This window comes from Roseovarius sp. (assembly GCF_965277045.1).
Taxonomy (GTDB): domain Bacteria; phylum Pseudomonadota; class Alphaproteobacteria; order Rhodobacterales; family Rhodobacteraceae; genus Roseovarius.
In genome coordinates this window covers 3472185-3496744 of the sequence record NZ_OZ255712.1, presented here as the reverse complement: position 1 = coordinate 3496744, position 24560 = coordinate 3472185, and the positions used below count along the sequence as shown (strand labels likewise).

The window sequence follows — 24560 nt, the reverse complement described above, 5'->3', positions numbered from 1 at the left end:
CGCAGCGTCAGTTGCGTGCGATCTTCAGGTCTTCGTACAGGTTTTTCAACACCAGAAAGTCGCCGACGGCATCGCACTCTGGGATGGCCATGGTCAGGTCCCGCGCCATCATTTCACCGACGCCCGGCTTGATCAGGGCCTGCGCTTCAACGTCGCGTCCACAATTCATGGCGTTGATCTCGGCTTCGAGACTGACCTGCACATCGCCGTCGCGCTGCGCGTTCCGCGTCGGAAAGGTGTAGACCTCCGCCATCAGGGTCGTCTCCTCGATGACGCCTTCGCCAAGTCGCAGCAGGAACCCGCCCAGGCCCGTCTCGGCGCTGGTCGCATCGCGCCCCGCATCCCGCCAGACATGACCGTCCTCGCCATAATCGGCACCGTATTCCATCGCGTGAAGCTCCATCCCGCTCAGGCCCTGCCATTGCACGACATAGCGGTCGTAACGGTCCAGCGTATCGACGTTGGTGGTTGCCACCGCGCCATCGCCGCTCTCGAAGGCGGCGATGAACACCGCGGTTTCCGCCAGCGCCGGCACCTGCATCGACCACGCGCCGTCGTCGTCGATGATCGCGCTGAACATCATGCCGTTATGGTGCAGGGTGAACTGCGTGTTGGCCCCGCACGGCGCGGTCAGATCCAGCTGGACCATCGCGGCGGCGGCGGGGCTTGCTGTCATTTCGATCTCGCCTTCGCAGGTCAGGGCCGGCGCCGTCTCTTCCTTCGGGAAGGTGCGAATGGGCGCATCCTGAAGCGCGGCCAGTTCCAGCGGCGTGTCCGGCAAGGCCTTGGGTTGCGGAGCGGGCGCGGGCGGCACCGGCTCGGCCGAAGTCAGCGCCACCCTCTCGATCTGAAGCCCGTCGACATCAAAGCTCTGCCCGCCCGTCATTGCGGCGGTCCGAAAAATGGCCTTGTCGGCGGGATCGGCCATCGGCAAGGGCGGCGTTTGGGTCTCGGTCGTTTCAACGGTTCCGATCTTGTCGTCCAGCGGGGCGGGGACCGCTTCGGGCTCTGAAACCGGCGCTGGTGCAGCAGGCTCCGGGGCGGACGGCGCGGGCGCGCCACCGACGAAGGCCTGCGCGAACGCCTCGGCAGTCTCGGACTCGACTTGGGGCGCGGCCGACTGCGTCACGGTGCGGTCGGTCGCAGAGGACTGCATGATGTAGCCGATACCAAGGGCACAGCCCATGGTCACGCCGGCCATGACGATACGCTTCGGATTGCCCAGCTTGATCATAACGATCTCCCAAACCTGTCATAGGTCGAGCGAACGCTATTGCGTGAAAGTGGCCCCTTGAAGGCACGCCAGCGGAGTCATTGAGGCCGAGTTGTGGCGCCCCCTTGTCAGCCCAGCCGCCCGTGACAATGCTTGAACTTCTTGCCCGAACCACAGGGGCACGCCTCGTTCCGGCCCGGGTTGCCCCAGGTGGACGGGTCGTTCTCGTCAAAGCCGGGCAAGGCGGCGCCGGTGGGATCCTTCAGGCTTTCGGCACCGGGCTCGCGTTCCTCGGTCTCGGACGGTTTCGGCGCCATCGCGGCCTGCTTGGCCCGCAGGTCGCGCAGCATCTTTTGCTGTTCTTCGTCCGTCATCGGACGGATGCGGGCCAACTGCTGCGTCACGTCCTGGCGCAGGCTGTTCAGCATCGACTCGAACAGCGCGAATGCCTCGTTTTTGTATTCGTTCAGCGGGTCGCGCTGCGCATACCCGCGAAAGCCGACGACACTGCGCAGATGTTCCAGCGTCAGAAGGTGTTCACGCCATTTGCTGTCGATGGTCTGAAGCAGCACCTGCTTTTCGATCATCCGCATCTGCTTGGGCCCGAATGCCTCTGCCTTCTCGGCCATCATCTTGTCGGCGGCCTCTTCCAGGCGGTCGGCGATCTCGTCGTCGTCCACGCCTTCCTCGTCACCCCAGGCCATCACCGGCACATCCAGGTTCAGCCGCTCGATCACGGCGGCATAGAGCCCTTCCATGTCCCATTGGTCGGCATAGGTCTTGGGCGGCATGTACTGATCGATCAGGTCGTCGATCACCTCGCCGCGCATGTCCTTGATGATCTCCGACAGGTCATTGGCTTCCATGATGTCCAGACGCTGGCGGAAGATCACCTTCCGCTGCTCGTTCATCACGTCATCGAATTTCAGCAACTGCTTGCGGATGTCGAAGTTGCGCCCCTCGACCTTCGCCTGCGCGCGCTCGAGGCTCTTGTTCACCCACGGGTGAATGATCGCCTCGCCTTCCTTCATGCCCAGCGTGGACAGCACCTTTTCCAGCCGTTCAGAGCCGAAAATGCGCATCAGGTCATCGTCCAGCGACAGGAAGAACGCCGACCGCCCCGGGTCGCCCTGCCGGCCGGACCGGCCGCGCAGCTGGTTGTCGATCCGGCGGCTTTCGTGCCGTTCCGTCGCCAGAACGAACAGGCCACCGGCGTCGATCACCGCCTGCTCGTCATCCTTGTGCCCGGCTTCCAGCCGCTTGCGCAACTCCTCGGTGTCGGCCTCGGGATCGGCGGCAATCGCCTCCATGATCTTGAAATCGAGGTTCCCGCCCAGCTTGATGTCGGTCCCGCGCCCGGCCATGTTGGTGGCGATTGTCACGGCGTTCAGCTTGCCCGCATCGGCGACGATCTGCGCCTCCTGCTCGTGCTGGCGCGCGTTCAGCACGTTGTGCTTCACCCCCGCCTTCTTCAGAAGCTCGCTCAGCATTTCGGATTTCTCGATCGAGGTGGTGCCGACCAGGATCGGCTGCCCCTTTTCATGCGCCTTCTTGATCGAGTCCACGACCGCGTCGAACTTCTCCTGCGCGGTCCGGTAGACGGCATCGTCCTCGTCCACCCGCGCAATCGGCTTGTTCGTCGGCACCTCGACCACGCCCAGCCCGTAGATCTGCCCGAATTCCTCGGCCTCGGTCGTCGCCGTGCCGGTCATGCCCGACAGCTTGTCGTACAGGCGGAAATAGTTCTGGAACGTCACCTGCGCCAGCGTCACGTTCTCGGGCTTGATCTCGCAGCCTTCCTTGGCTTCGATGGCCTGGTGCAGACCGTCCGACAACCGCCGCCCGGCCATCATCCGCCCGGTGAACTCGTCGATCAGCACGACCTCGTTGTCGCGGACGATATAGTCCCTGTCCTTGAGGAAAAGCTTGTGCGCCCGCAGGCCCTGATTCATGTGGTGCACGATGGTCGTGCTCTCGGGATCGTACAGCGACTGACCCTCTTCCAACAAACCCTTCTGGTGCAGCAGCTCTTCGATATATTCGTTGCCTTCGTCCGTGAAGGTGACGTTCTTGGTCTTCTCGTCGATCTTGTAGTGGTCTTCTTCCAGGCTGGGGATCAGCCCGTCGATCGTCACGTACAGCTCGCTGCGGTCCTGTGCCGGGCCCGAGATGATCAGCGGCGTCCGCGCCTCGTCGATCAGGATGCTATCCACCTCGTCGACGATGGCGAAATAATGCCCGCGCTGCGCCATCTCCTCGAGGCTCGATTTCATGTTGTCGCGCAGGTAATCGAAGCCAAGCTCGTTGTTGGTCGCATAGGTGATGTCGGCGGCATAGGCGCCTTTCTTCTCGTCATCCGGCTGCTGCGGATAGACCACGCCGGTGGTCATCCCCAGCGCGGAAAACACGTTGCCCATCCACTCGGCGTCCCGCTTGGCGAGGTAGTCGTTCACCGTCACGATATGCACGCCCTTGCCGGACAGCGCGTTCAGGTAGGCCGGAAAGGTCGCCACGAGGGTCTTGCCCTCGCCCGTCTTCATCTCCGAGATATTGCCCTGGTGCAGGAAGATCCCGCCCATCAGCTGCACGTCGAAGGCCCGCAGGCCCAGCGCCCGGCGCGCGGCCTCGCGGCAGTTGGCAAAGGCTTCGGGCAGGATCGCGTCAAGGCTCTCACCCTCCGCGATACGTTTCTTGAAATCCTGGGTCCTGGCGATCAGTCCGGCGTCATCGAGGGCCTCGTACTCGGGCTCCAGCGCGTTGATCTTCTCCACCAGCGGGCGGGTCGTCTTGACCTTGCGGTCGTTCGGGGTGCCAAAGATCTTCTTGGCAACCGTTCCAATACCCAGCATATCCTATCCGTTCCGGTCTTTCGCTATCTCGTGAATGGCAATCGCTTGCCCCGTCCGTCGCACCGCCCTAGAACGGGCCCAAGGGGACGGCCCTGCCTTTGATCATAAGGCGATGTAAGGGGCCGCTCATGGACTGTCAACGTCACAACGCGTCACGTTCCGGCGCGAGAAAGTAAAGGGTTTCCCATGTCACATCCGATCAAGTCGATCCTCGCCGCCACCTGTACCGCCGCGATGCTGGCGCAGGGCGCCTGGGCGCAGGATACGGCTGAAACAGAGACTGATGCGCCCGCCGCCGACCCGTCGCAGGTTGTCGCCACCGTCAACGGCACCGAGATCACGCTGGCGCATGTCATCGCGCTCCGCGCCACCTTGCCGCAGCAATACGACCAGTTTCCGCCCAACCTGCTGTTGCAGGGCATCGTCGATCAGCTGATCCAGCACACGCTCCTGAAACAGTCTCTCGACGGCGAGCCGTCGCTGCGCAGCCGCGTCTCGATCGAGAACGAAGAGCGCGCCATCATCGCCGGCGAGGTGATGGCCGGCGTGATGCAACAGGCCCCGTCCGAAGAGGACCTGCAGGCGGCCTACGAGGAACAATACCCCGCCGATGTCCAGGAAACCGAGTATCGCGCCTCGCACATCCTCGTCGAAACCGAGGAAGAAGCGCAGGAACTGGTGACCGCCCTCGAAGGCGACGCCGATTTCGCCGCGCTCGCCCGCGAGAAATCCGTCGGTCCGTCGGGCGCCTCCGGCGGCGATCTCGGCTGGTTCGGTGCCGCCGACATGGTCGCGCCGTTCTTCGATGCCGTGGCGGCGCTCGAACCGGGCGAGGTCTCGGACCCCGTCGAAACCCAGTTCGGCTGGCACGTGATCACCCTGGCCGAAACCCGCAACAAGGAACGCCCCGCGCTTGACACCGTGCGCGAGGAACTGGCCTCGCAGCTTCAGCAAGGCGCGCTCGAATCCTTCATCGAAGGCCTGAAATCCGACGCCGAGATCGACCAGGTCGACCTTGAAGGGATCGACCCGAACGTGATCACCAATCTCGACCTCCTGGAGAACTGACAATGGCCAAGACCCTCGCCGTTTCGCCACTGGCGCCTGCCGCCTTTCCGGAGCTTCCCGCCATCGGCGGGGTAGAGTTCGCCAGTGTCGAGGCCGGCGTGCGCTATGCCGGCCGCAAGGACGTGATGCTGGCGCGGCTCGCACCCGGCTCGGTCATGGCGGGGGTCTTTACCCGATCCGCAACGCGCTCCGCCGCCGTGCTCGACTGCCAGGAAAAGATCGGGTTCCAGTCCGCGGAAGGCGCGGCGATCATCGTCAACTCGGGCAATTCCAACGCCTTTACCGGGCGCAACGGCGTCACATCGGTCAAGGCGGTCACGAACGCCGTCGCACAGACCCTATCCCTGCCGGAATCGCGTATTTTCAGCGCGTCGACCGGCGTCATCGGCGAACCCCTCAAGCACGAGCGCATCACCGCGAAGCTGTCCGAACTCGCGGGCAAGCTGTCTCCCGACGGGATCGAGGACGCCGCCCGCGCGATCATGACCACCGACACGTTTGCCAAGGGCGCCGCCGCCACGATCACGATCGACGGCCAGGAGGTGCGCATCGCCGGCATCGCCAAGGGCTCGGGCATGATCGCGCCCGACATGGCCACGATGCTCGTCTACATCTTCACCGACGCCGCCATCGACCGCGAACACCTGCAACAGATGGTCTCGGCCCTGAACGAAAAGACCTTCAACTGCATCACCGTCGACAGCGACACCTCAACCTCCGACACGCTGCTGGTCGCCGCCACCGGCGCCTCGGGCGTGCGCGTCACCGACCAAAGCGTCGGCTTCATGGAGGCGTTGCGCGGCGTCATGCTCGACCTTGCCCACCAGGTTGTCCGCGACGGCGAAGGCGCGACGAAGTTCGTCACCATCTCCGTCACCGGCGCGTCCAGCGACAATGACGCCAAGACCCACGGCCTCGCCATCGCCAACTCGCCGCTGGTAAAAACCGCCATCGCCGGCGAAGACCCCAACTGGGGCCGCATCGTCATGGCCATCGGAAAATCCGGCGCGCCGGCCGACCGGGACACGCTCTCGATCTGGTTCGGCGACACTCTGGTGGCCGAAAAAGGCTGGGTTAGTCCCGATTATCGCGAAGAGGACGGCGCCGCCCACATGAAGAACCAGGAGATCACGATCCATGTCGATCTCGGTCTGGGCGGCGGGACCGCCCATGTCTGGACCTGCGACCTGACCCACGGCTATATCTCGATTAACGCCGACTACAGATCATGAAACCTAAGCAATCACAGGAAAAGTGGCCTCCGGTTTTCCGTCCGGGATTGCGGCAATGAAAACTGTTCTGGTCTCCGCCGTCGCCCTGATCGACGTCGATGGTCGCATCCTTCTGGCGCAACGCCCCGAGGGAAAGTCCATGGCCGGCCTCTGGGAATTTCCCGGCGGCAAGGTCGAACCCGGCGAGACCCCCGAGGTCGCGCTCATCCGCGAGTTGGAAGAAGAGCTTGGCATCAACACCTGGGAAAGCTGCCTCGCGCCGCTGACCTTCGCCAGTCACAGCTATGACGACTTCCACCTGCTGATGCCGCTCTTTGCCTGCCGCAAGTGGGACGGCACCCCCCGATCGCGCGAGAACCAGACCCTGAAATGGGTCCGCCCCAACGCGCTGCGCGACTATCCCATGCCCCCCGCGGACGTGCCGCTCATCCCGATCCTCCGCGACTGGCTCTGAACGCCGCAAAAGCTTTCAGAAAGCTTTTGCCAAGTCTTTTCAGAAAAGACTTGGGTCCAGCACATGAAAAAGGGCGACCCAAAAGGCCGCCCTTTCCCGAAAACAGTCTCTGACACGGCTCAGTCGAGGTTCCGCTCGACTTCCTCGCGCTCAAAGATCTCGATGACGTCGCCTTCGCGGATGTCCTCGTATTTCTCGAACGCCATGCCGCATTCTTGGCCCGACTGAACCTCCGACACTTCGTCCTTGAAGCGCTTCAGCGTCTTCAGCGTGCCCTCGTGGATCACCACGTCGTCGCGCAGCAGGCGCACACCGGCCGACCGGCGGGCGATACCCTCGGTCACCAGACAGCCCGCAACCTTGCCGACCCCGGTGACCTTGAAGACCTCCCGGATCTCGGCATAGCCGATGAAGTTCTCGCGGATTTCGGCACCCAGCAGACCGCTCGCGGCCGCCTTCACGTCATCCACGAGGTCATAGATCACGCTGTAATAGCGGATCTCGACACCCTTCTGGTTGGCACTGTTCCGCGCCGGCGCGTTGGCCCGCACGTTGAAGCCGATCACAGGCGCACCCGACGCTTCGGCCAGGCCGATATCGGACTCGGTGATCGCGCCCACGCCCGAGTGCAGCACGCGCACGCGCACCTCGTCGTTGCCGATCTTCTCCATCGCCTGGACGATCGCCTCGGCAGAGCCCTGCACGTCGGCCTTCACCAGGATCGGCAATTCCTTGACGTTCTCGTTCTCCTTGGCCTGCGCCAGAAGCTGTTCCAGCGTCGTGCCGGCGCCTGCCGCCGCGCGTTTCTCCTTCGCCGCCTTCTCGCGGTACTCGGCAATCTCGCGCGCCTGACCTTCGGATTTGACCACGTTCAACACGTCGCCCGCCTCGGGCGTGCCATTGAGGCCAAGAACCTCGACAGGCACCGAGGGTCCGGCTTCCTGTACGCGCTCGCCACGGTCGTTGATCAGCGCACGGACCTTGCCGTACTGCTCGCCCACGACGAAGATATCGCCCTGTTTCAGCGTGCCGCGCTGCACCAGAACCGTCGCCACGGGGCCACGACCCACATCCAGCTGCGCCTCGATCACCGCACCTTCGGCGGCGCGATCCGGGTTCGCTTTCAGCTCCAGGATCTCGGATTGCAGCGCGATGGCTTCCAGCAGTTCATCCAGGCCCTGACCCGTCTGGGCCGACACCTCGACATCCTGCACGTCGCCCGACATCGCCTCGACGATTACCTCGTGCTGCAACAGCTCGGTGCGTACCTTGTCGGGGTTTGCCTCGGGCTTGTCGCACTTGTTGATCGCCACGATCATCGGCACCTTGGCGGCCTTGGCGTGGTTGATCGCCTCGATCGTCTGCGGCATCACCGAATCGTCGGCAGCCACCACCAGAACCACGATATCCGTCACCTGCGCGCCACGGGCCCGCATGCTGGTGAACGCGGCGTGACCCGGCGTATCGAGGAAGCTGAGCACGGCACCGCTGTCGGTCGTCACCTGGTAGGCGCCGATATGCTGGGTGATTCCCCCGGCCTCGCCGGCCACCACCTTGGCGTCGCGAATCGCGTCCAGCAGCGATGTCTTGCCGTGGTCCACGTGACCCATGATGGTAATCACCGGCGGACGCGGCATCAGATCGGCTTCCTTGTCGTCGACCGAATCAATGACGTCCTCGACGTCCGAATCACTGACCCGGACGATACGGTGGCCAAACTCCTCGACGATCAGCTCGGCCGTATCGGCGTCGATCGACTGGTTCTGGGTGACCATCATGCCGTTGTTCATCAGCGCCTTCACCACGTCGCCCACGCGCTCGGCCATTCGGTTGGCCAGCTCGCTGACCACGATCGCCTCGGGCACCTGCACGTCGCGCACGACCTTTTCACGCTCCTGCGCGCCGCCCATGGCCTTTTGCCGCGCACGCTCCTGCTTGCGCTTCATCGCCGCCATGGATTTCTGCCGGCCGCCTTCGCCACCTGACAGAGCCTGGTTCAGCGTCAGCTTGCCGGCCCGACGGCCACCATCGTCGCCACGGCCCTTGCCCTTGCCACGGCCATCGTCGCCACGCTGATCGCGCTCGGGCGCCTTGCTGCGGGGCGCCTGCTTGGTCGGGCGGGTCTGCTGATCTTCGGCCGGCGGCGCGGCGGCAGCGGCTGCAGCCTGCTTGGCGGCGTCCGCTTCTTCGCGCTTCTTGCGTTCTTCCTCGTCGGCCTTCGCCTTGGCGCGTTCCTCGGCCTCGCGCTGTTCGCGCTCCTTGGCCTCGGCCTCCTCGCGGCGGCGCATCTTCTCTTCCTCGCGCTCACGCTCTTCGGCCTCACGCTGCGCGGCTTCCTCCGACTCGCGTTCCTTCGCGGCGGCAAGCGCCCTCATCCGGCGTTCCATCTCCTCGTCGGAGATCCCCGCCGGGCGTTTCGATCCTGCTCCGGCTGCACCCGGCTTGGCGCCACCCGGCGCAGGCGCCGCGGCCCCGGGTTTCGGTTTCACGATCCGCTTGCGCTTGGTTTCCACCACGACGTTCTTGGTGCGGCCATGGCTGAAGCTCTGCTTCACGTTCCCCGACCGAGGACCGCCACCACGTACACCCAGAGTTTTCTTTCCGTCGTTGTCGCTCATCTATCTCAACTTCCTTTCCGGCGGGGTCGGTCCCCGTCCGTGACGCGCAAGCCCTTGAGTCTTGCCGCCTCCTCTACAACACGTTCGCACAAACCGCCAGCCGCGAGTGCGGCATGGATGCTTGTTTCACGCCCGAATGCCTGGCCCAGCTCATCGGCGGTGATCCAGCCGATCCAGCTGCCGCCATAGGGCGTGCTCAGTTTCGTCTTCCCGCGCGCCGAGCCGTCGCTGGCCTGGATCAGAACCTCGGCCTCTTCCTTGGCCAGCCAGTCCTTGACCTTCTCGTATCCCGCCACCGCCTGCCCGCCTTTCCGCGCCAGGCTCAGCAGCTCCACCACCCGTCGCGCCAGCATCGCCTCGACCTGCTCGACCAGTCCGTCGGGTACCGTGACGCTCTGCTTGGCGCTGCGCGAGAACAGACCCTTCTTCACGGCCGTTTCCAGCGCTTGCCGCGTGGAACTCACCCAGATGCCCCGGCCCGGCAGTTTCTCCAGGATGTCCGGCACAACCTGCCCCTCCGGACTTATGGCGAACCGTATCAGTCCATGCTTCGGACGCACCTCGCCCGTGGCAATGCACTTGCGCTCGGGACCATTCGTCCGGTCCTTGGGCTGCCCACCGCGCCCCATATCAACGCCTACGAGGCCTGACGCATCAGGCCTCGGCCTCCTCTGCGGTGCCGCCCTCGGACTCTTCGCCCTCTTCGGGGTCAGCGTCGGGCTCAAGATCAGACGGATCGACCCAGCCCAGCATGACCCGCGCGGTCATCACCAGGTCCTGCGCCTCTTCCAGCGACACTTCGAAAGGTTCCAGAACGCCATCGTCCTTGACGCGCTCGCCGTCCACGGTGGTCCAGCCGCCCGCCAGTTCCCAGTCGGCGCAGGTGGCGAAATCTTCCAGCGTTTTCACGCCATCCTCGGCCAGTGCCTGTACCATCTGGGGTGTCAGGCCCTCGAATTCAATAAGGCTGTCCTCGACGCCCAGCGCGCGGGCTTTTTCCAGCGCTTCCTTGGCCTGCGCCTCCAGAACGTCGCGCGCCCGGGCCTGCAATTCGTTGGCGGTGTCCTCGTCCACGCCGTCGATCACCAGCAATTCGTCGATCTCGACATAGGCGACCTCGTCGAGGTTGGTGAAGCCTTCCGACACCAGCAGCTGGGCAAAGAACTCGTCCAGGTCGAGCGTGTCCATGAACAGCTTCGTGCGCTCCTCGAATTCCTTCTGACGGCGCTCGCTGTCCTCGGCCTCGGTCATGATGTCGATATCGAGGTTGGTCAGCTGGCTGGCCAGCCGCACGTTCTGACCGCGACGGCCAATCGCCAGCGAAAGCTGGTCCTCGGGCACCACGACCTCGATGCGCTCGGCTTCCTCGTCCAGAACCACCTTGCTCACCTCGGCGGGCTGCAGCGCGTTCACCAGAAAGGTCGGCTGGTCCTCGTTCCACGGGATGATATCGATCTTCTCGCCCTGCAACTCGTTCACCACGGCCTGCACACGGCTGCCGCGCATACCCACGCAGGCGCCGACCGGGTCGATCGAGTTGTCATAGGAAATCACGGCGATCTTGGCGCGGCTTCCCGGATCACGAGCCACGGCCTTGATCTCGATGATGCCGTCATAGATCTCCGGCACTTCCATCTTGAACAGTTCCGCCATGAACTCGGGCGCGGTGCGGCTCAGGAAGATCTGCGGCCCACGCGCCTCGCGGCGCACGTCCTTGATGTAACAGCGGATCCGGTCGTTCGGGCGATAGCTTTCGCGCCCGATCTTCTCGTTTCTACGCAGAATAGCTTCGCCCGCACCGACGTCGACGATGACGTTGCCGTATTCCTCGCGCTTGACCACGCCGTTGATGATCGTGCCGGCCCGGTCCTTGAACTCCTCGTACTGGCGGTCGCGCTCGGCCTCGCGCACCTTCTGCAGGATCACCTGCTTGGCGCTTTGTGCGGCGATCCGGCCCATGTCCACGGGGGGCACTTCCTCGACGAAGGTGTCACCGACCTTGGGGTCATCCAGGTATTGCTTGGCCTGCTCGACCGTGAACTCCGCCTGGTAATTCTCCAGCTCCTCGTCCTCGACCACCGTGCGCACGCGGGTAAAGGTCGCCTTGCCGGTCTTGCGGTCGATGCTGACGCGAATGTCCATCTCGGCGCCGTACCGGCTCTTGGCCGCGCGCGAGAGGCTCTCTTCCATCGCCTCGATCACAAGGCCGGGGTCGATCATCTTCTCCCGCGCCACCGCCTCGGCGGTCTGCAAAAGCTCAAGCTGGTTGGCAGAGGTAATAGCCATTGTCTCAGGTCTCCTCGGACGAGTCAGTCTCTATGTCGTCAAAATTGTCTTCGTTCAGAACGCCCGCTTCCTTGCGTGCCTTCAGCATGTCCTTGATCAGTTCATCGGTCAGCACCAGCTTGGCATCCGCCAGCCAGTCGAAATGCAGCCCGATCGTGCCTTCCTCGACGTTGATCAGCACCTCGCCGCCCTCGGTCCCGGTCAGAACACCCTTGAACCGCTTGCGCCCGTCGATCAGCTCGTGGGTCTCCAGCTTGGCTTCGTAGCCCTCGAACTCGTCGAAATCCTTCAGCCGGGTCAGCGGACGATCGATGCCGGGGCTGGACACTTCCAGCGTGTACTGATCGACGATCGGGTCCTCCACGTCCAGCACGGCGCTGACGGCGGTGGAAATCTCGGCGCATTCATCCACCTCGATCCCGCCTTCTGGCCGCTCCGCCATGATCTGCAACGTGGCGGTCTTGCCACCCATCAGACGCACGCGCACCAGCTCGAACCCCATGTCCTCGATGACAGGGGTAATGATCTCGGCGATCCGCCGATCCATCGACGATTTTGCAATCAGGTCGTTGCTCATGGGTCCTTCGAACACAAAAAAACGGGCGCGCGGCCCGTTGATCTTTCCCGGTGGAGCGCCGGGTGTGGACCCCAGCGCGCCGCTGTTGAAAGGGCATATACGACTCAAAGTGTGAGTCTGCAAGTCTTACCAACCTTCTGGCTTTAAGATCTTCATACCACCCTTTCCAATTACTGGGTTTGAAAACTGTGATCGCCCCAGAATTGAAGAGTTTGCATGGCGAATAAAATCTGAAACTTTTTTGTGGCGCTTGCCAGGATTGCTGCTATCGAGCCAAGCAATACCGACGGTTTTCTTCAAATCATGCTTCACCATGCGCAACGGTTCACACAAGTCAGTATCTTGAGAAACAATTAACGCTGCTTCAAAACGATTTCGGAAAGCATCATTTAGTAGGTGCGACGCAAGATTCACATCTGAGCCCTTTTCTTCCGTATCGTGAATTTCGACGTATGTCTCAGGATCTTCTACAAGCGGTCTTTTCTTTGTTTTAGGTAGGAAGCGCCCGTTGTGAATCGTGAGGTTCGGAATCGTTCTAAGTGCTCGGAGGTAAGTGTCTTGCCTTTCAGGTGCCCCAGCATCTCCAGCACGCGGACTTACCGCAGCAGTAAAATATCTAATGAACTCTATACTGTCATCTTCACTGAGAAGCTCGCAGCTAAGCTTTTGAAGATCTAGCCACTTAAATTTAGTTCGTTTTAGACCTCGATAATAAAGATTGAACCCGTCAACAAATACTCCAACTTTCAATTGATACTCCCTAAAACAGCGAGAGCCGTCGCAAGTTTCCCCACGAACGGCTCTCGAACTAGCAGTCACCCGCTAGCCGGTATGCAACGTATATAACATCGGCTAATAAGCGATTCAATAGCGACGGACTCAATTGAGCTTCGGAGTCAAGCAAAATCTATATATTGCTTGCCGGTGGTTAAATCCAACCAGATATGCTCACGCCTCTCGCCAGCCTCCCCCGTAACGCATCTAATCCACTCAGGGCGCTAACCGCCCGGTCACCATCCGGTCCATGATCTTCACCAACTCAGCACTGATCCCCGGCTCCGACAGGGCGTGCCCCGCCACGGGAATGATCCGCAACTCGCCCTTGGGCCACAGCCCCGCCAGCCGATGCGCCGCCTCGGGCGGGCAGATCATGTCGTACCGCCCCTGCACGATGACGCCGGGCGTCTCCGCCAGCTTGTCCATGTTTTCGTAGATGTAACCGTCCTGCCCCAGGAAGCCGTTATGCAGGAAATAATGGTTCTCCAGCCGTGCGAACGCGCGGGCATAATCCGCCGGGCTGTCCCCGCTCTGACCGCTGGAATTGACCGTGGCCAGCGCATTCTCCCACGCGCTCCACGCCTTGGCGAACCGCACTTCCTCGGCCCGGTCGCCGGAAAACAGCCGCTTGTTGTAGGCCCCGATCATGTCGGCCTGTTCGTCCTCGGGGATCAGCGACCGGAACTTCGCCCAGGTCTCGGGCCAGAACCGCCCGGCGCCGCCGCCATAGAACCAGTCCAGCTCCCGCTGCGTCATGGTAAAGACGCCCCGCAACACCAGGTGCGCCACCGCCCCGGGATGGTTCTGCGCGTAGATCAGCGCCAGCGTCGCGCCCCAGCTTCCGCCGAAGACGATCCAGGTGTCGATGCCCAGCGCGTCGCGGATCCGCTCGATATCCGCCACCAGATGCCAGGTCGTATTATCCTCGACGCTCGCATGGGGCTTCGACCGGCCACAGCCGCGCTGATCGAACAGCACGATCCGGTAATGGTTCGGATCGAAATACCGCCGCATTGCCGGGCTGCACCCACCACCGGGGCCGCCATGCAGCACCACAACGGGCGTGCCCTCGGGGTTGCCCGATTGTTCGACATAAATGGTATGCCCGTCACCCACGTCCATCATCCGCCGGTCGAACGGCTCGATCGACGGATACAGGAATTGCACTGCGCTCTTTTGGCTCGAAAACTTGTCCATGAATGTCCTATATAGACCGTCTAGGACATTGAGTACATGGAACGCGGAATGCAACCCAACTCGACCACGATCGACGCCGAAGAAGTCGCAAAATTTGAGGCGATGGCCGCCGAATGGTGGGACCCGAACGGCAAGTTCAAGCCGCTGCACATGCTCAATCCCTGCCGTCTGGACTATATCACGTCGCAGATCGCCGCGGAATTCGACCGCGACCTGAAAACGCCCAAACCCTTCACCGGCCTACGCCTTCTCGATATCGGCTGCGGCGGCGGCTTGCTGGCCGAACCGATGGCCCGGCTTGGCGCAACGGTCGTCGGCGCTGATGCTGCGGCGGGCAACATTCCCGTCGCGCAGGTCCACGCCGCGCAATCCGGCCTCGACATCGACTACCGCAACACCACCGCCGAGGCGCTCGCCGCAGCGGGCGAGCAGTTCGACATTGTCCTGAACATGGAAGTGGTCGAGCACGTGGCCGACCCCGCCACCTATCTGACCGCCTGCCAACGCTTGCTCAAACCGGGCGGCCTGCATTTCTGCTCCACCCTCAACCGCACCGCCAAGAGCTTTGCCGCCGCCATCGTCGGCGCGGAATTCATCATGCGCTGGCTGCCGAAAGGCACCCATGACTGGAACAAGTTCATCACCCCGGAAGAGCTCTACGGCCTTCTACGCGACGCCGGCCTCGACCCGGTCGACCGCAAGGGCTTCGTCTTCAACCCCATCAGCTGGACGTGGTCCCTATCGGATCGCGACCTGGCCGTGAACTACGTCACGACCAGCCTGAAACCCTGAGTTAGAGCCTAACTCTCGTCCGACAGCTTCGCCCGCATCTCGCGCAAAACGGGCAGGGTGGCCCGCACGTTGGTCTCGCCCAACTCGCTCACCACCTCGGTAATCAACGGCATGATCGCGGAAATCGCCGCGTCCCGCGCCCGCGTCCCGGCGGGACTTATCGACACCATCTTGCGCCGCGCGTCGTCCCAGTCGGGCCGGATATGCACGTAGCCCGCCCATTCCAGCTTGCTCAGCGTGTTGGTCATCGCCCCGCGCGTCACGTGAAAGCTCTTGGCCAGCTGCGCCGGGCTCCGTTCACCATTGGCCCGCGCCAGGTGATTCAGCACCGAGAAATGCGAGATCTCCATGCCTTTCGGCAGCACCCGGCTCAGCCGGCTCCGGATCAGCTGCTCGTTCGCCAGAACCTCGCTGAACAGCGAAACGGCAATCGAATGCAGCGTGTTATCCGTTGTCACGACCAAGTGATGTCGACCTCACTGTTTACCGCCGGTATCCGCGCCCGTGCCTGGGTCACCTCGTCCCGGTTCACGTCCACGAATACCACACCGGGGCCCGTTCCGGCATCTGCCAATACGTCACCCCACGGCCCCACGGCCAGCGAATGCCCATAAGTGCGGCGTTCCTTGCCCCGCGTGGCCGAATGTTGCCCCGTCTGTGCAGGGGCCAGAACGTAACACCCGGTTTCGATCGCCCGCGCCCGCAGCAGCGTTTCCCAATGCGCCTCGCCCGTGGGCACGGCAAAGGCCGACGGCACCGTCAGGATCTCCGCCCCGGCCTGCGCCAAGCGACGGTAAAGCTTGGGAAACCGCAGATCATAACACACTGTCAGCCCGACCGTGCCGAACGGCGTCTCCGCCGTCACACCTCGATCACCTGGGCGATAGCCGGCCGATTCCCGGTATTGCTCCGTCTCGGACACTTTCACGTCGAACATGTGAATCTTGTCATACCACGCCGCGATCCCGCCCTTGGGATCGATCAGGAAAGACCGGTTGGCAAACCGTCCGTCCGCATCATCCGTCTTGACCGCGATCGACCCGATCAGCACCCAGATCCCCAACCGCTCCGCCTGCTGCCGCAGACCGGCCAGCGTCGCGTCGTCGCCTTGGTGGCGCAGCACTTCCTTCTGGCGGGTCCGGCTGGCCGACAGGCAATTCGTCACCTCCGGCGTCAGCACGAACCCCGCGCCTCCCGCCGCCGCCTCATCGATAAAACCTTGCGTTACCGGCAGGTTCTCGTCCGGGCTATCCGACGCGTTCAGCTGTATCAGGGCCGTTTTCATGCCTTCAGCAGCGCATCCAGCTTGCCCGCCCGGTCCATCGCAAAAAGCTCGTCACAGCCCCCAACATGCACATCGCCGACAAAGATCTGCGGCACCGTGCGCCCGCCATTCGCACGCTGCGTCATTTCGGCCCGCTTCTCCGGCTCCCGCCCCACGTCGATCTCGGTATAGTCCACGCCCTTCTGCGACAGCAGCCGCTTGGCCGCGTGGCAAAAGCCGCAAAGCTGCGAGGTGTAGATTTCAACGGGTCTCATGACAGGGTCCAATCCTTTCCGTGGTTGGCCCCTACTTAAGCATCCTTGACCACGCGCGCCAGTGTCAGTGTCCTGACCTCCGCCGCGCCCCCCGCGAGCAAGGCGCCCGCGCAGGCCGCAAGCGTCGCGCCCGAGGTCATCACGTCATCCACCAATATCACGACGCGCCCCAGAATCCTGACCCGCCGCCCCTGCCGCACGCCTATGGCCGCGTCCAGCGTCGCGAACCGGGCCTCCATGCCCATCCCGTCCAGCGACGGCGTGCGCCGCACGCGTTCCAGCACGTCGGGGCACCACGCCGCACCCACCTCCTTCGCCACCGCCTGCGCCAGCAGGGCCGACTGGTTGAACCGCCGCTTCAACAGGCGGGTCCAATGCAACGGCACCGGGACGAACAGGCACTCCGGCACCAACAGTGGGGCGGCCGCCCGTTTCATCCACGTCGCCGCCAGCGGCACCACGTCATGCCGGTCGCCGTGTTTCAGGGCCAGCACCAGCCTGCGCGCATTGTCCTTGTAGATCAGCGCCGCGCGCCCTTTCTGCCAGGGCCGCGCCACGCGCAGGCAATCGTCACACCGCGCTTCCCCATCCGTCTCTTCGCCGGGAAGGGGACACCCACACAGGTCACAGACCAGCCCGGCCAGCACCGGCGTATACCGCCAACACGGCCCGCACAGCCCGAACTCGCTCTCCACCAGCCCGCCGCACAACGTGCAGCGCGGCGGATAGACCACGCGAAGCGCCGTTTGAATTGCCTCGAAAGCCACTCTATTTAGCCACCATGACCAGAACCCTCACCGATCGCCGCGCGCTCCAGCGCAACCGCAACCGTGCCAGCCGAGCCCCCGCGCTGTTTCTGCACGAGACCGCGATCGACGAGGTCAAGGATCGGCTCAGTTTCGTTAACAAATCCTTTACAGATGCGAGCATCGTCACCGGCCTGCCCGACCCGTGGACGGCCGCCTTCCCCGACGCGCAGATCGTCGAAGACGCCGAAACCCTTGCGTTAGAGCCTGAATCGCGTGACCTGATCCTGCACGCCATGTCCCTGCACTGGGCGGACGACCCGGTTGGCCAGATGATCCAGTGCCGCCGCGCCCTGCGCCCGGATGGCCTCTTCATCGCGGTCTTCTTCGGCGGCCAGACTCTGCATCAGCTGCGCTCCGTCCTCGCCCAAGCCGAATCCGACCTGCGCGGCGGCCTCTCACCCCGGGTCCTTCCCATGGGCGATATCCGCGACCTCGGCGCGCTTCTACAACGCGCCGGCTTCGCCCTCCCGGTGGCCGACACGCTGCCGCTCGAGGCCAGCTACGAAAGCCTAGTGGCGCTCATGCATGACCTGCGCGCCATGGGCGAGGCCAACGCGCTCGACGCCCGGCCGCGCAATTTCAGCCGCCGCGACGTGCTCCTGCGCGCCGCCGAACTCTATGCCAGCAATTTCGGCACGACCGACGGTCGCATCCTCGCCACGTTCGAGCTGATCACTCTTACCGGCTGGGCCCCCTCCTCGGATCAGCCCCAGCCCCTCCGCCCCGGAAGCGCGACAACACGTCTCGCCGACGTGCTCGGCACTTCCGAGACCCCGCTCAAAGATTGACGACCGACCGCAATCCTTTATGTGTCCGTGATCCCATCCGACCAGAAAAGACGCCCGCCCATGTTTGACGCCGCCAAGAACAAGACCTGTCCTGTCCATGCCCCGGCCGACCATCCGGCCATCCCGGAACCCAAGACAGGCGTGCTGATCGCCAATCTCGGCACGCCCGACGATTACGGCTACTGGTCCATGCGGCGCTACCTGAACGAGTTCCTGTCGGACCGCCGCGTTATCGACTATTCGCCCTGGCTCTGGCAGCCGCTGCTGCAACTGGTGATCCTGTCGAAACGCCCCTTCACCAGCGGTGAGGCCTACAAATCCATCTGGAACGAGGACAAGGGCGAAAGCCCCCTGATGACCATCACCCGCGACCAGACGACCAAGCTGTCCGAGGCGCTCAAGGCGCGTTACGGCGACAACGTCATGGTCGATTTCTGTATGCGCTACGGCAACCCCTCGACCAAGTCCAAGGTCCGCAAGCTGGTCGAGGCCGGCTGCACCCGGATCCTCTTCTTCCCGCTTTACCCGCATTACGCCGGCGCCACCTCGGCCACCGCGAACGACCAATTCTTCCGCGCCCTGATGGACGAAACCTGGCAGCCCATCGCCCGCGTGGTCGAGCCCTATTTCGAGCATCCGCTCTATATCGAGGCGTTGGCCCAATCGGTCGAAAAGGCCTATGCAGAGACTGACAAGAAGCCCGAGATCCTTGTTGTCTCCTATCACGGAATGCCGCAGCGCTACCTGAAACAGGGCGACCCCTACCACTGCCAGTGCCAGAAAACGACGCGCCTCCTGCGGGAACGTCTGGGCTGGGACGACACCCAGATCACCACCACGTTCCAGTCGGTCTTCGGCCCCGAAGAATGGCTGCGGCCCTACACGGTCGAACATGTCGCCAAGCTGGCCGAGGACGGCAAAAAGAACATCGCCGTCATCGCGCCCGCCTTTTCCGCCGACTGCATCGAGACGCTCGAAGAGATCAACGAAGAGATCAAGGAAAGCTTCGAGGAGGCCGGCGGCGAGGAGTTCCTCTATATCCCCTGCCTCAACGACAGCGACGCCCATATCAAGGCGCTGAGCACGGTGATCGAAGACAACCTCAAGGGCTGGCTTGACTAAAGCCGCGCGTCGACGGGCCGCGGCGCGGCGATCAGACAGTCATTCAGAAGCACTTTATTCCTGCCAATCCGAAAGACCGTCGAGCGGCGCACCAGGCTTTGCCAAATCGCCGGGCCGAGGGGGCGGCCCGTCGATGCGCGGCGGCCTTCGGCCTTGACTCCGCGCGAAGCGGCTTGGCGCTCCAAACAAAAAGAAAAGGCAGCGCCGGAACGCTGCACACATTCGTCTCTATTCCAGCGCAATCCGCGTCAGATTACCAGAACCTGCGTGCCCACCTTGGCCCGGGCGAACAACTGCGCGATATGCTCGTTGTAAAGCCCGATACACCCGTTCGACGACCGCCGCCCGATCTTGCGCGTGTCATGCGTGCCGTGGATCCTGTAATAGGTCCAGCCGAGGTACAGCGCGTGCGTGCCCAGCGGGTTGTCCGGCCCCGGCGGCACATAGGACGGCCAGTTGGGGTTCCGCTTCAACATCGAAGGCGTCGGACGCCAATCCGGCCCTTCCACCTTGCGCACCACCCGGGTTCGGCCCCGCCGCGTCAATTCCTCCGACATCGGGATGCTTGACGGAAACAGGAACTTCGTCTGCCCGTCCTCGTCCCAGAAATGCAGCGCGCGGGACGAAATATCGACCAGGATCGCACCATTCCTCAGACTGCTGAAATGCGGCCGCCAGTCCGCGGCGCGAAAGCTCGAAATATTGCGCCGCACCGTCTGGGTAATTTCGTTCTCCATCTCGGTGGTGCCGGTCTGCGCCAGCGCCGGCGCGCCCAGAGAAACGGCGGTGCCGGCCAGGAAAGCGCGCCGGCTGAATGTGTTTTTGGGATATAGGGACATGTCTGTCTTCCAACTGTCTGCTTTGGAACTGATCGCAGCATATGGCGCGAATGCCTCAGTCGCAAATCAAACCGGTCACATTCGCGCACCTGACGTGGTTGTGGGTTTGAAAGACCCCTCAAGCCGCGCTAAGAGGCGAGTCGAACGAACTTCTGGGTGGTAGAGACTGATGACGCGTATTTTTGGCCTTCTGGTTTCCGCACTTGTGCTCTTGTCGGCCTGTGCCGCGCCGCCGCCGCAATCAACTGTCGGCCCCAACGGCGAGCCGCTGCCGCAGGTCTACCGCATCCGCCCGGGCCAGACCGCCGAAATCCAGTACCGGATGCTCGACGCCGTCAACGCCCTGCGCCAGGCCGCCGGGCGCCCCGCCGTTCAGCTCAACGCACAGCTCAACGCGGCCGCCGCCACCCATTCGCGCGACATGTCGGTGCAGAACCGCCCCTGGCATTTCGGCTCCGACGGCTCCTCGCCGATCGACCGTGTCCGCCGCGTCGGCTACAGCGGCGATCTGGTCGGCGAGAATATCTCGGAAACCTACGAGACCGAGCTGGAAACCCTGACCGCCTGGATGGACGAGCCGTCGACCAAGCAGGTCATCATGGCGCCCGACGCCCGGCAAATGGGCTTTTCCTGGGAACAGGAACGCAACGGCAAGATCTGGTGGACGCTGGTGATGGGCAAGTAAGCCCATCCTTCACGGCGTGATGCGGATCGGGGTGCCGTTGCGCACCATCGCATAGATCTTTTCCATTTCCTTGTTCCGGACGGAAATGCACCCGGCAGTCCAGTCCCGGCCCAAACGCCGCTTCCGAATCCAGCCCAGATCGTTGGGCTCGCCGTGGATAAAAATGTCCCCTCCGGGTCTCTTCCCCTGCGCCTTGGCAAACGCACGGTCCGCCTCGTTGGGGTACGAAATCCCCAGCGACAGGTGGAACGAACTGTTCGGATTGCGCCGGTCGATGAAATAATCGCCTTCCGGCGTCTTGCCATCGCCCTCGAACTGCTTGTGCCCCGCGGCGGTAAAGCCCAGGTCGACGTCATAGGCCTTCAGCACCTTGTCGTGGTGGAAAAGATACATCCGCCGCCGGCTCTTGCTGATCAGAACCTGCGTCACTTCCGGTCCGTTATAGGATTTGAACTTCGATCCACAGGCCGCCAGAAATGCGCTGGCGACCGACAGAAGCATGAAATTTCTGCGATTCATTGCTCGATTAACCTGTTGCCTGTCTCTGGCCGCATTTTACACAGTCAGGACCGCCGCGTCATTTCAAATTTGTGCAATCAGCCTGTTTTGCGGCGGATTGCGGCAACCAGCTCGACATGCACCGACCAGCGAAACTGGTCGACCGGACGCACCCACTCCACCACGTAGCCCGCATCGGTCAGGATCTTCGCATCGCGCGCGAATGTCACCGGGTTGCAGGACACGTAGGCGATCACGGGCACCTGCGCTTCGGCCAGTTCGCGGCATTGCGCCTCGGCGCCGGCGCGCGGAGGGTCGATCACCGCGCCGCCGAACCGTTTCAGGTCCTCGGCCATGACGGGCTGGCGAAACAGGTCCCGCACCTCGACCGTCACTTTCTTCAACCGCGCGCTGTGCCGCCATCCCTCGTCCAGCGCCCGCGTCATCCCCGCGCTGCCTTCCACCGCATGCACCGCCCGCTCGCGCGCCAGCGGCAGGGCAAAGGTGCCGCATCCCGCGAACAGGTCGATGACAGGCTCTGTTCCGGCCAAAATCGCCGCAACCTCGTTCTGCAACAGGCGCTCGGACTCCTTGGTTGCCTGCAGGAACGCCCCCGGCGGCGGCGTCACGGCGATCCCGTCGAAGTCCTGCATCGGCGGTCGCCGCGTGACCACGGTCTCTTCATCCCATGTCAGCCGCGCCAGGGCTTCGCTCTCGGCCAGTTGCGCCAGCGCGATCCGCAGGGGCCCATCCAGTGGCTTGCCCCCCTCCACGCGCACGTCCAGCCCCACCTCGGACAACGTGACCGCGACGCTCAACTCGCCTTTCCGGCTGGTGCCGATCCGGGCCAGCGCCTGCGCCACGCGGGCGCCCTCCAGCAATTCCGGCACCACCACCTGGCACTCACTCAATTCCACGATCACGTCCGACCCTTTGGCGTGAAACCCCGCCGTCGCACCCTTTTTGGTGCGCCGCGCCGAAAACCCGGCCCTGCGCCGCGCGTTGGCCGGCGATACGGCGATCTCGCGCATCTCGGTCTCGATCCCCTGGCCCGCCAGCGCCTCGCGCACGATCCCGGTCTTCCAGTCGGCCAGAAACCCGTCATCGGCGTGCTGCAACTGGCACCCGCCGCAGGATTTGTAATGCCGACAAGGCGCCTTCACCCGCGTCGCGGCGGGCTCCACGATCTTAACATCGCGCAGCACGTTGCCCTCCAGCGTTCCGGTCACCCGCTCGCCGGGCAGGGCGCCGGGCACATAGACCGGCCCCTCGGCGATCCCGTCACCAAGATGCCCAAGACGTTCGATCACAAACTCGGCCATAGCCTACTCCGCCGCCTCGTCCTCGTCGGCATTGATGAACCCGCCCGACTGGCGGCTCCAGAACCGGGCGTAAAGTCCGCCCTGCGCCAGCAGTTCGGCATGCCCGCCCTCTTCGACGATCCGACCGTGATCCAGCACGATGATGCGGTCCATCTGCGCAATCGTCGACAGCCGGTGGGCAATAGCGATCACCGTCTTGCCCTCCATCATGCCATAGAGCGTTTCCTGAATCGCCGCCTCCACCTCGCTGTCCAGCGCGCTCGTCGCCTCGTCCAGCAGAAGGATCGGCGCGTCCTTCAGGATCACCCGCGCCAGCGTGATCCGCTGCCGCTGGCCGCCCGACAGCTTCACGCCGCGTTCGCCCACATGCGCGTCATAGCCCTTGCGTCCCTGCGGGTCCTCCAGGTCGAGGATGAACTCGTGCGCCTCGGCCTTCTTCGCCGCCTCCAGCATCTGCGCCTCGCTCGCCTCGGGCTTGCCATAAAGGATATTGTCCCGCACCGAGCGATGCAGCAAAGAGCTGTCCTGCTGCACCATCCCGATCCGGTCGCGCAGACTGTCCTGCGTCACTTGGGAGATATCCTGCCCATCGATCAGGATCTGCCCTCTTTCCGCGTCGTAGAACCGCAAAAGCAGCTTGACCAGGGTCGATTTCCCGGCCCCGGACCGGCCAACCAACCCTATTTTTTCACCCGGCCGGATGTTCAGGGAAATCCGGTCCAGCCCGCCACTCTCGCGCCCGAAATGATGCGACAGCTCGCGCAGCTCGATCCGGCCCTCCTGCATGTCCAGCGGCGTCGCGCGATTGGAATCCACCAGCGTGATCGGCTGGGCAATGGTCTCCATCCCCTCCGCCACGACACCCAGCTGCCGAAAGAACGAGGTCAGCGCCCACATGATCCACCCGGTCATCGCGTTCAGCCGCAGGGTCAGCGCCGTCGCCGCAGCCACCACGCCGACACTCGCCTGCCCCTGCATCCACAGCCAGAACGCCCAGCCGACAACGGCCACGATCAAGAGGCCATTTAGCAGCGTCAGCACCACGTCCATCACCGAATAGATCCGCATCTCGTTCTGGAACGTCTGCCGCGCGTGTTCGATGGCCTCCTTGGCGTATTCCACCTCGCGCGTGTTATGCGCGAACAGCTTCACGGAATGAATGTTGGTATAGGCATCAACCACGCGCCCCGTCACAAGGCTGCGCGCGTCCGACGCCGCCTTGGAGGCCGGCTGCACCCGCTTCACCGTCCAGTGCACCAGAAATCCATACAGCGCCAGCCAGCCCAACAGCGGCAGCATCAGCCGCGGATCGGAATCGCTCAGCAATATGCCCGCCCCGATGATATAGGCGATGGAAAACGCGATGGCGTCGAACGCCTGGAACACCGCCTCGCCCGCCGCCGGCGGGGTCTGCATGATCCGGTTGGCGATCCGCCCGGCAAAGTCGTTCTCGAACCAGCCCACCGACTGGCGCAGCACATGCTTATGCGCCCGCCAGCGGATCAACGTTCCGAAATTCGGCAGGATCGTGTTGTTCAGCAGCAGCACGTCGAACGCCTGTATCGCGGGGCGTACAGCCAAGATGAACACCGCCACCACGATGATCTCGGTGCCGTAATCCCGCCAGACCTCCATCGGGTCCCCCGCCAGGATGTCGACGATCCGCCCCATGTAGTAGATCAGCCAGATCTCGATCGCGGCCACGACGACCGACATGATCCCGGCCATCCAGAAAACCCGGCGAAACGGCACCATGTACAGCCGCATGAAGGGCCACAGCCGCGTCGGCGGCGTGTCCGACTCTTCATACGGCACATAAGGATCAACGAGGTTTTCGAAAAACTTGAACATGGAGGGGACTCCGCGAAGGAATAGACATGACAAAGGGGCGCGAC

At 63.5% G+C, this 24560-nt stretch carries 23 protein-coding genes; 7 read left to right on the top strand and 16 right to left on the bottom strand.

Features of this window, described 5'->3' with window-relative positions; translation table 11 throughout:
- Nucleotides 1-7: 7 nt before the first annotated feature.
- Nucleotides 8-1234: a hypothetical protein gene (locus ACQY4V_RS17425; protein WP_428513846.1), complete on the bottom strand. Its 1227-nt coding sequence runs from the start codon at nt 1232-1234 to the stop codon at nt 8-10.
- Between the two features lie 107 nt (nt 1235-1341).
- Nucleotides 1342-4062, bottom strand: a complete 2721-nt coding sequence (secA, locus tag ACQY4V_RS17420; protein WP_428513844.1) for a preprotein translocase subunit SecA — start codon at nt 4060-4062, stop codon at nt 1342-1344.
- 186 nt (nt 4063-4248) lie between these two features.
- Here secA and ACQY4V_RS17415 point away from each other — a divergent pair, with 186 nt between their 5' ends.
- The 3 genes from ACQY4V_RS17415 to ACQY4V_RS17405 are packed head-to-tail and all read left to right on the top strand — an operon-like array spanning nt 4249 to nt 6816.
- Nucleotides 4249-5130 carry a peptidylprolyl isomerase gene (locus tag ACQY4V_RS17415; RefSeq protein WP_428513842.1) on the top strand — a complete coding sequence of 294 codons (882 nt, stop codon included), beginning with the start codon at nt 4249-4251 and terminating at the stop codon, nt 5128-5130.
- Between the two features lie 2 nt (nt 5131-5132).
- Entirely contained in the window at nt 5133-6362 is a 1230-nt protein-coding gene (argJ, locus tag ACQY4V_RS17410) for a bifunctional glutamate N-acetyltransferase/amino-acid acetyltransferase ArgJ (protein ID WP_428513840.1), read from the top strand.
- A 55-nt stretch (nt 6363-6417) separates the two neighbouring features.
- Nucleotides 6418-6816 carry a (deoxy)nucleoside triphosphate pyrophosphohydrolase gene (locus ACQY4V_RS17405; protein WP_222451758.1) on the top strand — a complete coding sequence of 133 codons (399 nt, stop codon included), beginning with the start codon at nt 6418-6420 and terminating at the stop codon, nt 6814-6816.
- A gap of 119 nt (nt 6817-6935) precedes the next feature.
- Here ACQY4V_RS17405 and infB read toward each other — a convergent pair whose 3' ends face one another.
- The 6 genes from infB to pip form a co-directional block, all read right to left on the bottom strand.
- Complete coding sequence (gene infB / locus ACQY4V_RS17400; RefSeq protein ID WP_428513838.1) at nt 6936-9434, bottom strand: translation initiation factor IF-2; 2499 nt, start codon at nt 9432-9434, stop codon at nt 6936-6938.
- Nucleotides 9435-9439: 5 nt separating this feature from the next.
- On the bottom strand, nt 9440-10063 hold the full coding sequence (locus ACQY4V_RS17395) for an RNA-binding protein (RefSeq protein WP_152494287.1): 624 nt from the start codon (nt 10061-10063) through the stop codon (nt 9440-9442).
- A 25-nt stretch (nt 10064-10088) separates the two neighbouring features.
- Nucleotides 10089-11720: a transcription termination factor NusA gene (nusA, locus tag ACQY4V_RS17390; protein WP_428513836.1), complete on the bottom strand. Its 1632-nt coding sequence runs from the start codon at nt 11718-11720 to the stop codon at nt 10089-10091.
- Nucleotides 11721-11724: 4 nt separating this feature from the next.
- On the bottom strand, nt 11725-12297 hold the full coding sequence (rimP, locus tag ACQY4V_RS17385) for a ribosome maturation factor RimP (RefSeq protein ID WP_222451762.1): 573 nt from the start codon (nt 12295-12297) through the stop codon (nt 11725-11727).
- Between the two features lie 126 nt (nt 12298-12423).
- Nucleotides 12424-13047 carry an NYN domain-containing protein gene (locus ACQY4V_RS17380; protein WP_428513833.1) on the bottom strand — a complete coding sequence of 208 codons (624 nt, stop codon included), beginning with the start codon at nt 13045-13047 and terminating at the stop codon, nt 12424-12426.
- Nucleotides 13048-13287: 240 nt separating this feature from the next.
- Nucleotides 13288-14271, bottom strand: a complete 984-nt coding sequence (gene pip, locus ACQY4V_RS17375; RefSeq protein WP_428513831.1) for a prolyl aminopeptidase — start codon at nt 14269-14271, stop codon at nt 13288-13290.
- 36 nt (nt 14272-14307) lie between these two features.
- Here pip and ubiG point away from each other — a divergent pair, with 36 nt between their 5' ends.
- Nucleotides 14308-15063 carry a bifunctional 2-polyprenyl-6-hydroxyphenol methylase/3-demethylubiquinol 3-O-methyltransferase UbiG gene (ubiG, locus tag ACQY4V_RS17370; RefSeq protein WP_428513829.1) on the top strand — a complete coding sequence of 252 codons (756 nt, stop codon included), beginning with the start codon at nt 14308-14310 and terminating at the stop codon, nt 15061-15063.
- Between the two features lie 8 nt (nt 15064-15071).
- Here ubiG and ACQY4V_RS17365 read toward each other — a convergent pair whose 3' ends face one another.
- From ACQY4V_RS17365 to ACQY4V_RS17350, 4 genes are read right to left on the bottom strand one after another with little or no spacing between them, the layout of a single operon-like run.
- Nucleotides 15072-15521, bottom strand: coding sequence for a MarR family winged helix-turn-helix transcriptional regulator (locus ACQY4V_RS17365; RefSeq protein WP_222451765.1), 450 nt, complete (start codon nt 15519-15521; stop codon nt 15072-15074).
- Nucleotides 15518-16348 carry a carbon-nitrogen hydrolase family protein gene (locus tag ACQY4V_RS17360; RefSeq protein ID WP_428513827.1) on the bottom strand — a complete coding sequence of 277 codons (831 nt, stop codon included), beginning with the start codon at nt 16346-16348 and terminating at the stop codon, nt 15518-15520. The genes ACQY4V_RS17365 and ACQY4V_RS17360 overlap by 4 nt, the downstream gene beginning before the upstream one ends.
- Nucleotides 16345-16602, bottom strand: coding sequence for a glutaredoxin 3 (grxC, locus tag ACQY4V_RS17355; protein ID WP_428513825.1), 258 nt, complete (start codon nt 16600-16602; stop codon nt 16345-16347). Before grxC ends, ACQY4V_RS17360 begins: the two co-directional genes overlap by 4 nt.
- Before the next feature lie 35 nt (nt 16603-16637).
- Nucleotides 16638-17369, bottom strand: coding sequence for a double zinc ribbon domain-containing protein (locus tag ACQY4V_RS17350; RefSeq protein ID WP_428513823.1), 732 nt, complete (start codon nt 17367-17369; stop codon nt 16638-16640).
- A gap of 14 nt (nt 17370-17383) precedes the next feature.
- Here ACQY4V_RS17350 and ACQY4V_RS17345 point away from each other — a divergent pair, with 14 nt between their 5' ends.
- Entirely contained in the window at nt 17384-18199 is an 816-nt protein-coding gene (locus ACQY4V_RS17345; RefSeq protein ID WP_428513821.1) for a methyltransferase domain-containing protein, read from the top strand.
- A 60-nt stretch (nt 18200-18259) separates the two neighbouring features.
- Entirely contained in the window at nt 18260-19321 is a 1062-nt protein-coding gene (gene hemH, locus ACQY4V_RS17340; protein WP_428513819.1) for a ferrochelatase, read from the top strand.
- A 248-nt stretch (nt 19322-19569) separates the two neighbouring features.
- Here the strand turns inward: hemH and ACQY4V_RS17335 are convergent, their stop codons facing one another.
- Nucleotides 19570-20160, bottom strand: coding sequence for a L,D-transpeptidase (locus tag ACQY4V_RS17335; RefSeq protein WP_428513817.1), 591 nt, complete (start codon nt 20158-20160; stop codon nt 19570-19572).
- Between the two features lie 169 nt (nt 20161-20329).
- On the opposite strand from ACQY4V_RS17335, the gene ACQY4V_RS17330 reads away from it, so the two are divergent.
- Nucleotides 20330-20845 (top strand): CAP domain-containing protein, encoded by a 516-nt coding sequence (locus ACQY4V_RS17330; protein ID WP_428513815.1) that lies wholly within the window; start codon nt 20330-20332, stop codon nt 20843-20845.
- 9 nt (nt 20846-20854) lie between these two features.
- On the opposite strand, the gene ACQY4V_RS17325 is transcribed toward ACQY4V_RS17330, so the two are convergent.
- The 3 genes from ACQY4V_RS17325 to ACQY4V_RS17315 all read right to left on the bottom strand — a co-directional run bounded on the left by ACQY4V_RS17325 (nt 20855) and on the right by ACQY4V_RS17315 (nt 24516).
- A complete protein-coding gene (locus tag ACQY4V_RS17325) occupies nt 20855-21364 on the bottom strand; it encodes a L,D-transpeptidase family protein (RefSeq protein WP_428513813.1) in 510 nt (169 codons plus the stop codon).
- A 77-nt stretch (nt 21365-21441) separates the two neighbouring features.
- Nucleotides 21442-22665: a class I SAM-dependent RNA methyltransferase gene (locus tag ACQY4V_RS17320; protein ID WP_428513811.1), complete on the bottom strand. Its 1224-nt coding sequence runs from the start codon at nt 22663-22665 to the stop codon at nt 21442-21444.
- 3 nt (nt 22666-22668) lie between these two features.
- Nucleotides 22669-24516, bottom strand: a complete 1848-nt coding sequence (locus ACQY4V_RS17315) for an ABC transporter ATP-binding protein (RefSeq protein WP_428513809.1) — start codon at nt 24514-24516, stop codon at nt 22669-22671.
- Nucleotides 24517-24560: the final 44 nt, after the last annotated feature.

Coding starts and splice junctions, on each gene's coding strand:
- ACQY4V_RS17325 (WP_428513813.1), bottom strand. CDS start 21,364: ATGAATCGCAGAAATTTCATGCTTCTGTCGGTCGCCAGCGCATTTCTG.
- ACQY4V_RS17395 (WP_152494287.1), bottom strand. CDS start 10,063: ATGGGGCGCGGTGGGCAGCCCAAGGACCGGACGAATGGTCCCGAGCGC.
- infB (WP_428513838.1), bottom strand. CDS start 9,434: ATGAGCGACAACGACGGAAAGAAAACTCTGGGTGTACGTGGTGGCGGT.
- pip (WP_428513831.1), bottom strand. CDS start 14,271: ATGGACAAGTTTTCGAGCCAAAAGAGCGCAGTGCAATTCCTGTATCCG.
- argJ (WP_428513840.1), top strand. CDS start 5,133: ATGGCCAAGACCCTCGCCGTTTCGCCACTGGCGCCTGCCGCCTTTCCG.
- nusA (WP_428513836.1), bottom strand. CDS start 11,720: ATGGCTATTACCTCTGCCAACCAGCTTGAGCTTTTGCAGACCGCCGAG.
- grxC (WP_428513825.1), bottom strand. CDS start 16,602: ATGAGACCCGTTGAAATCTACACCTCGCAGCTTTGCGGCTTTTGCCAC.
- ACQY4V_RS17360 (WP_428513827.1), bottom strand. CDS start 16,348: ATGAAAACGGCCCTGATACAGCTGAACGCGTCGGATAGCCCGGACGAG.
- ubiG (WP_428513829.1), top strand. CDS start 14,308: ATGGAACGCGGAATGCAACCCAACTCGACCACGATCGACGCCGAAGAA.
- hemH (WP_428513819.1), top strand. CDS start 18,260: ATGTTTGACGCCGCCAAGAACAAGACCTGTCCTGTCCATGCCCCGGCC.
- ACQY4V_RS17320 (WP_428513811.1), bottom strand. CDS start 22,665: ATGGCCGAGTTTGTGATCGAACGTCTTGGGCATCTTGGTGACGGGATC.
- ACQY4V_RS17415 (WP_428513842.1), top strand. CDS start 4,249: ATGTCACATCCGATCAAGTCGATCCTCGCCGCCACCTGTACCGCCGCG.
- ACQY4V_RS17345 (WP_428513821.1), top strand. CDS start 17,384: ATGACCAGAACCCTCACCGATCGCCGCGCGCTCCAGCGCAACCGCAAC.
- ACQY4V_RS17335 (WP_428513817.1), bottom strand. CDS start 20,160: ATGTCCCTATATCCCAAAAACACATTCAGCCGGCGCGCTTTCCTGGCC.
- ACQY4V_RS17330 (WP_428513815.1), top strand. CDS start 20,330: ATGACGCGTATTTTTGGCCTTCTGGTTTCCGCACTTGTGCTCTTGTCG.
- secA (WP_428513844.1), bottom strand. CDS start 4,062: ATGCTGGGTATTGGAACGGTTGCCAAGAAGATCTTTGGCACCCCGAAC.
- ACQY4V_RS17425 (WP_428513846.1), bottom strand. CDS start 1,234: ATGATCAAGCTGGGCAATCCGAAGCGTATCGTCATGGCCGGCGTGACC.
- ACQY4V_RS17315 (WP_428513809.1), bottom strand. CDS start 24,516: ATGTTCAAGTTTTTCGAAAACCTCGTTGATCCTTATGTGCCGTATGAA.
- rimP (WP_222451762.1), bottom strand. CDS start 12,297: ATGAGCAACGACCTGATTGCAAAATCGTCGATGGATCGGCGGATCGCC.
- ACQY4V_RS17405 (WP_222451758.1), top strand. CDS start 6,418: ATGAAAACTGTTCTGGTCTCCGCCGTCGCCCTGATCGACGTCGATGGT.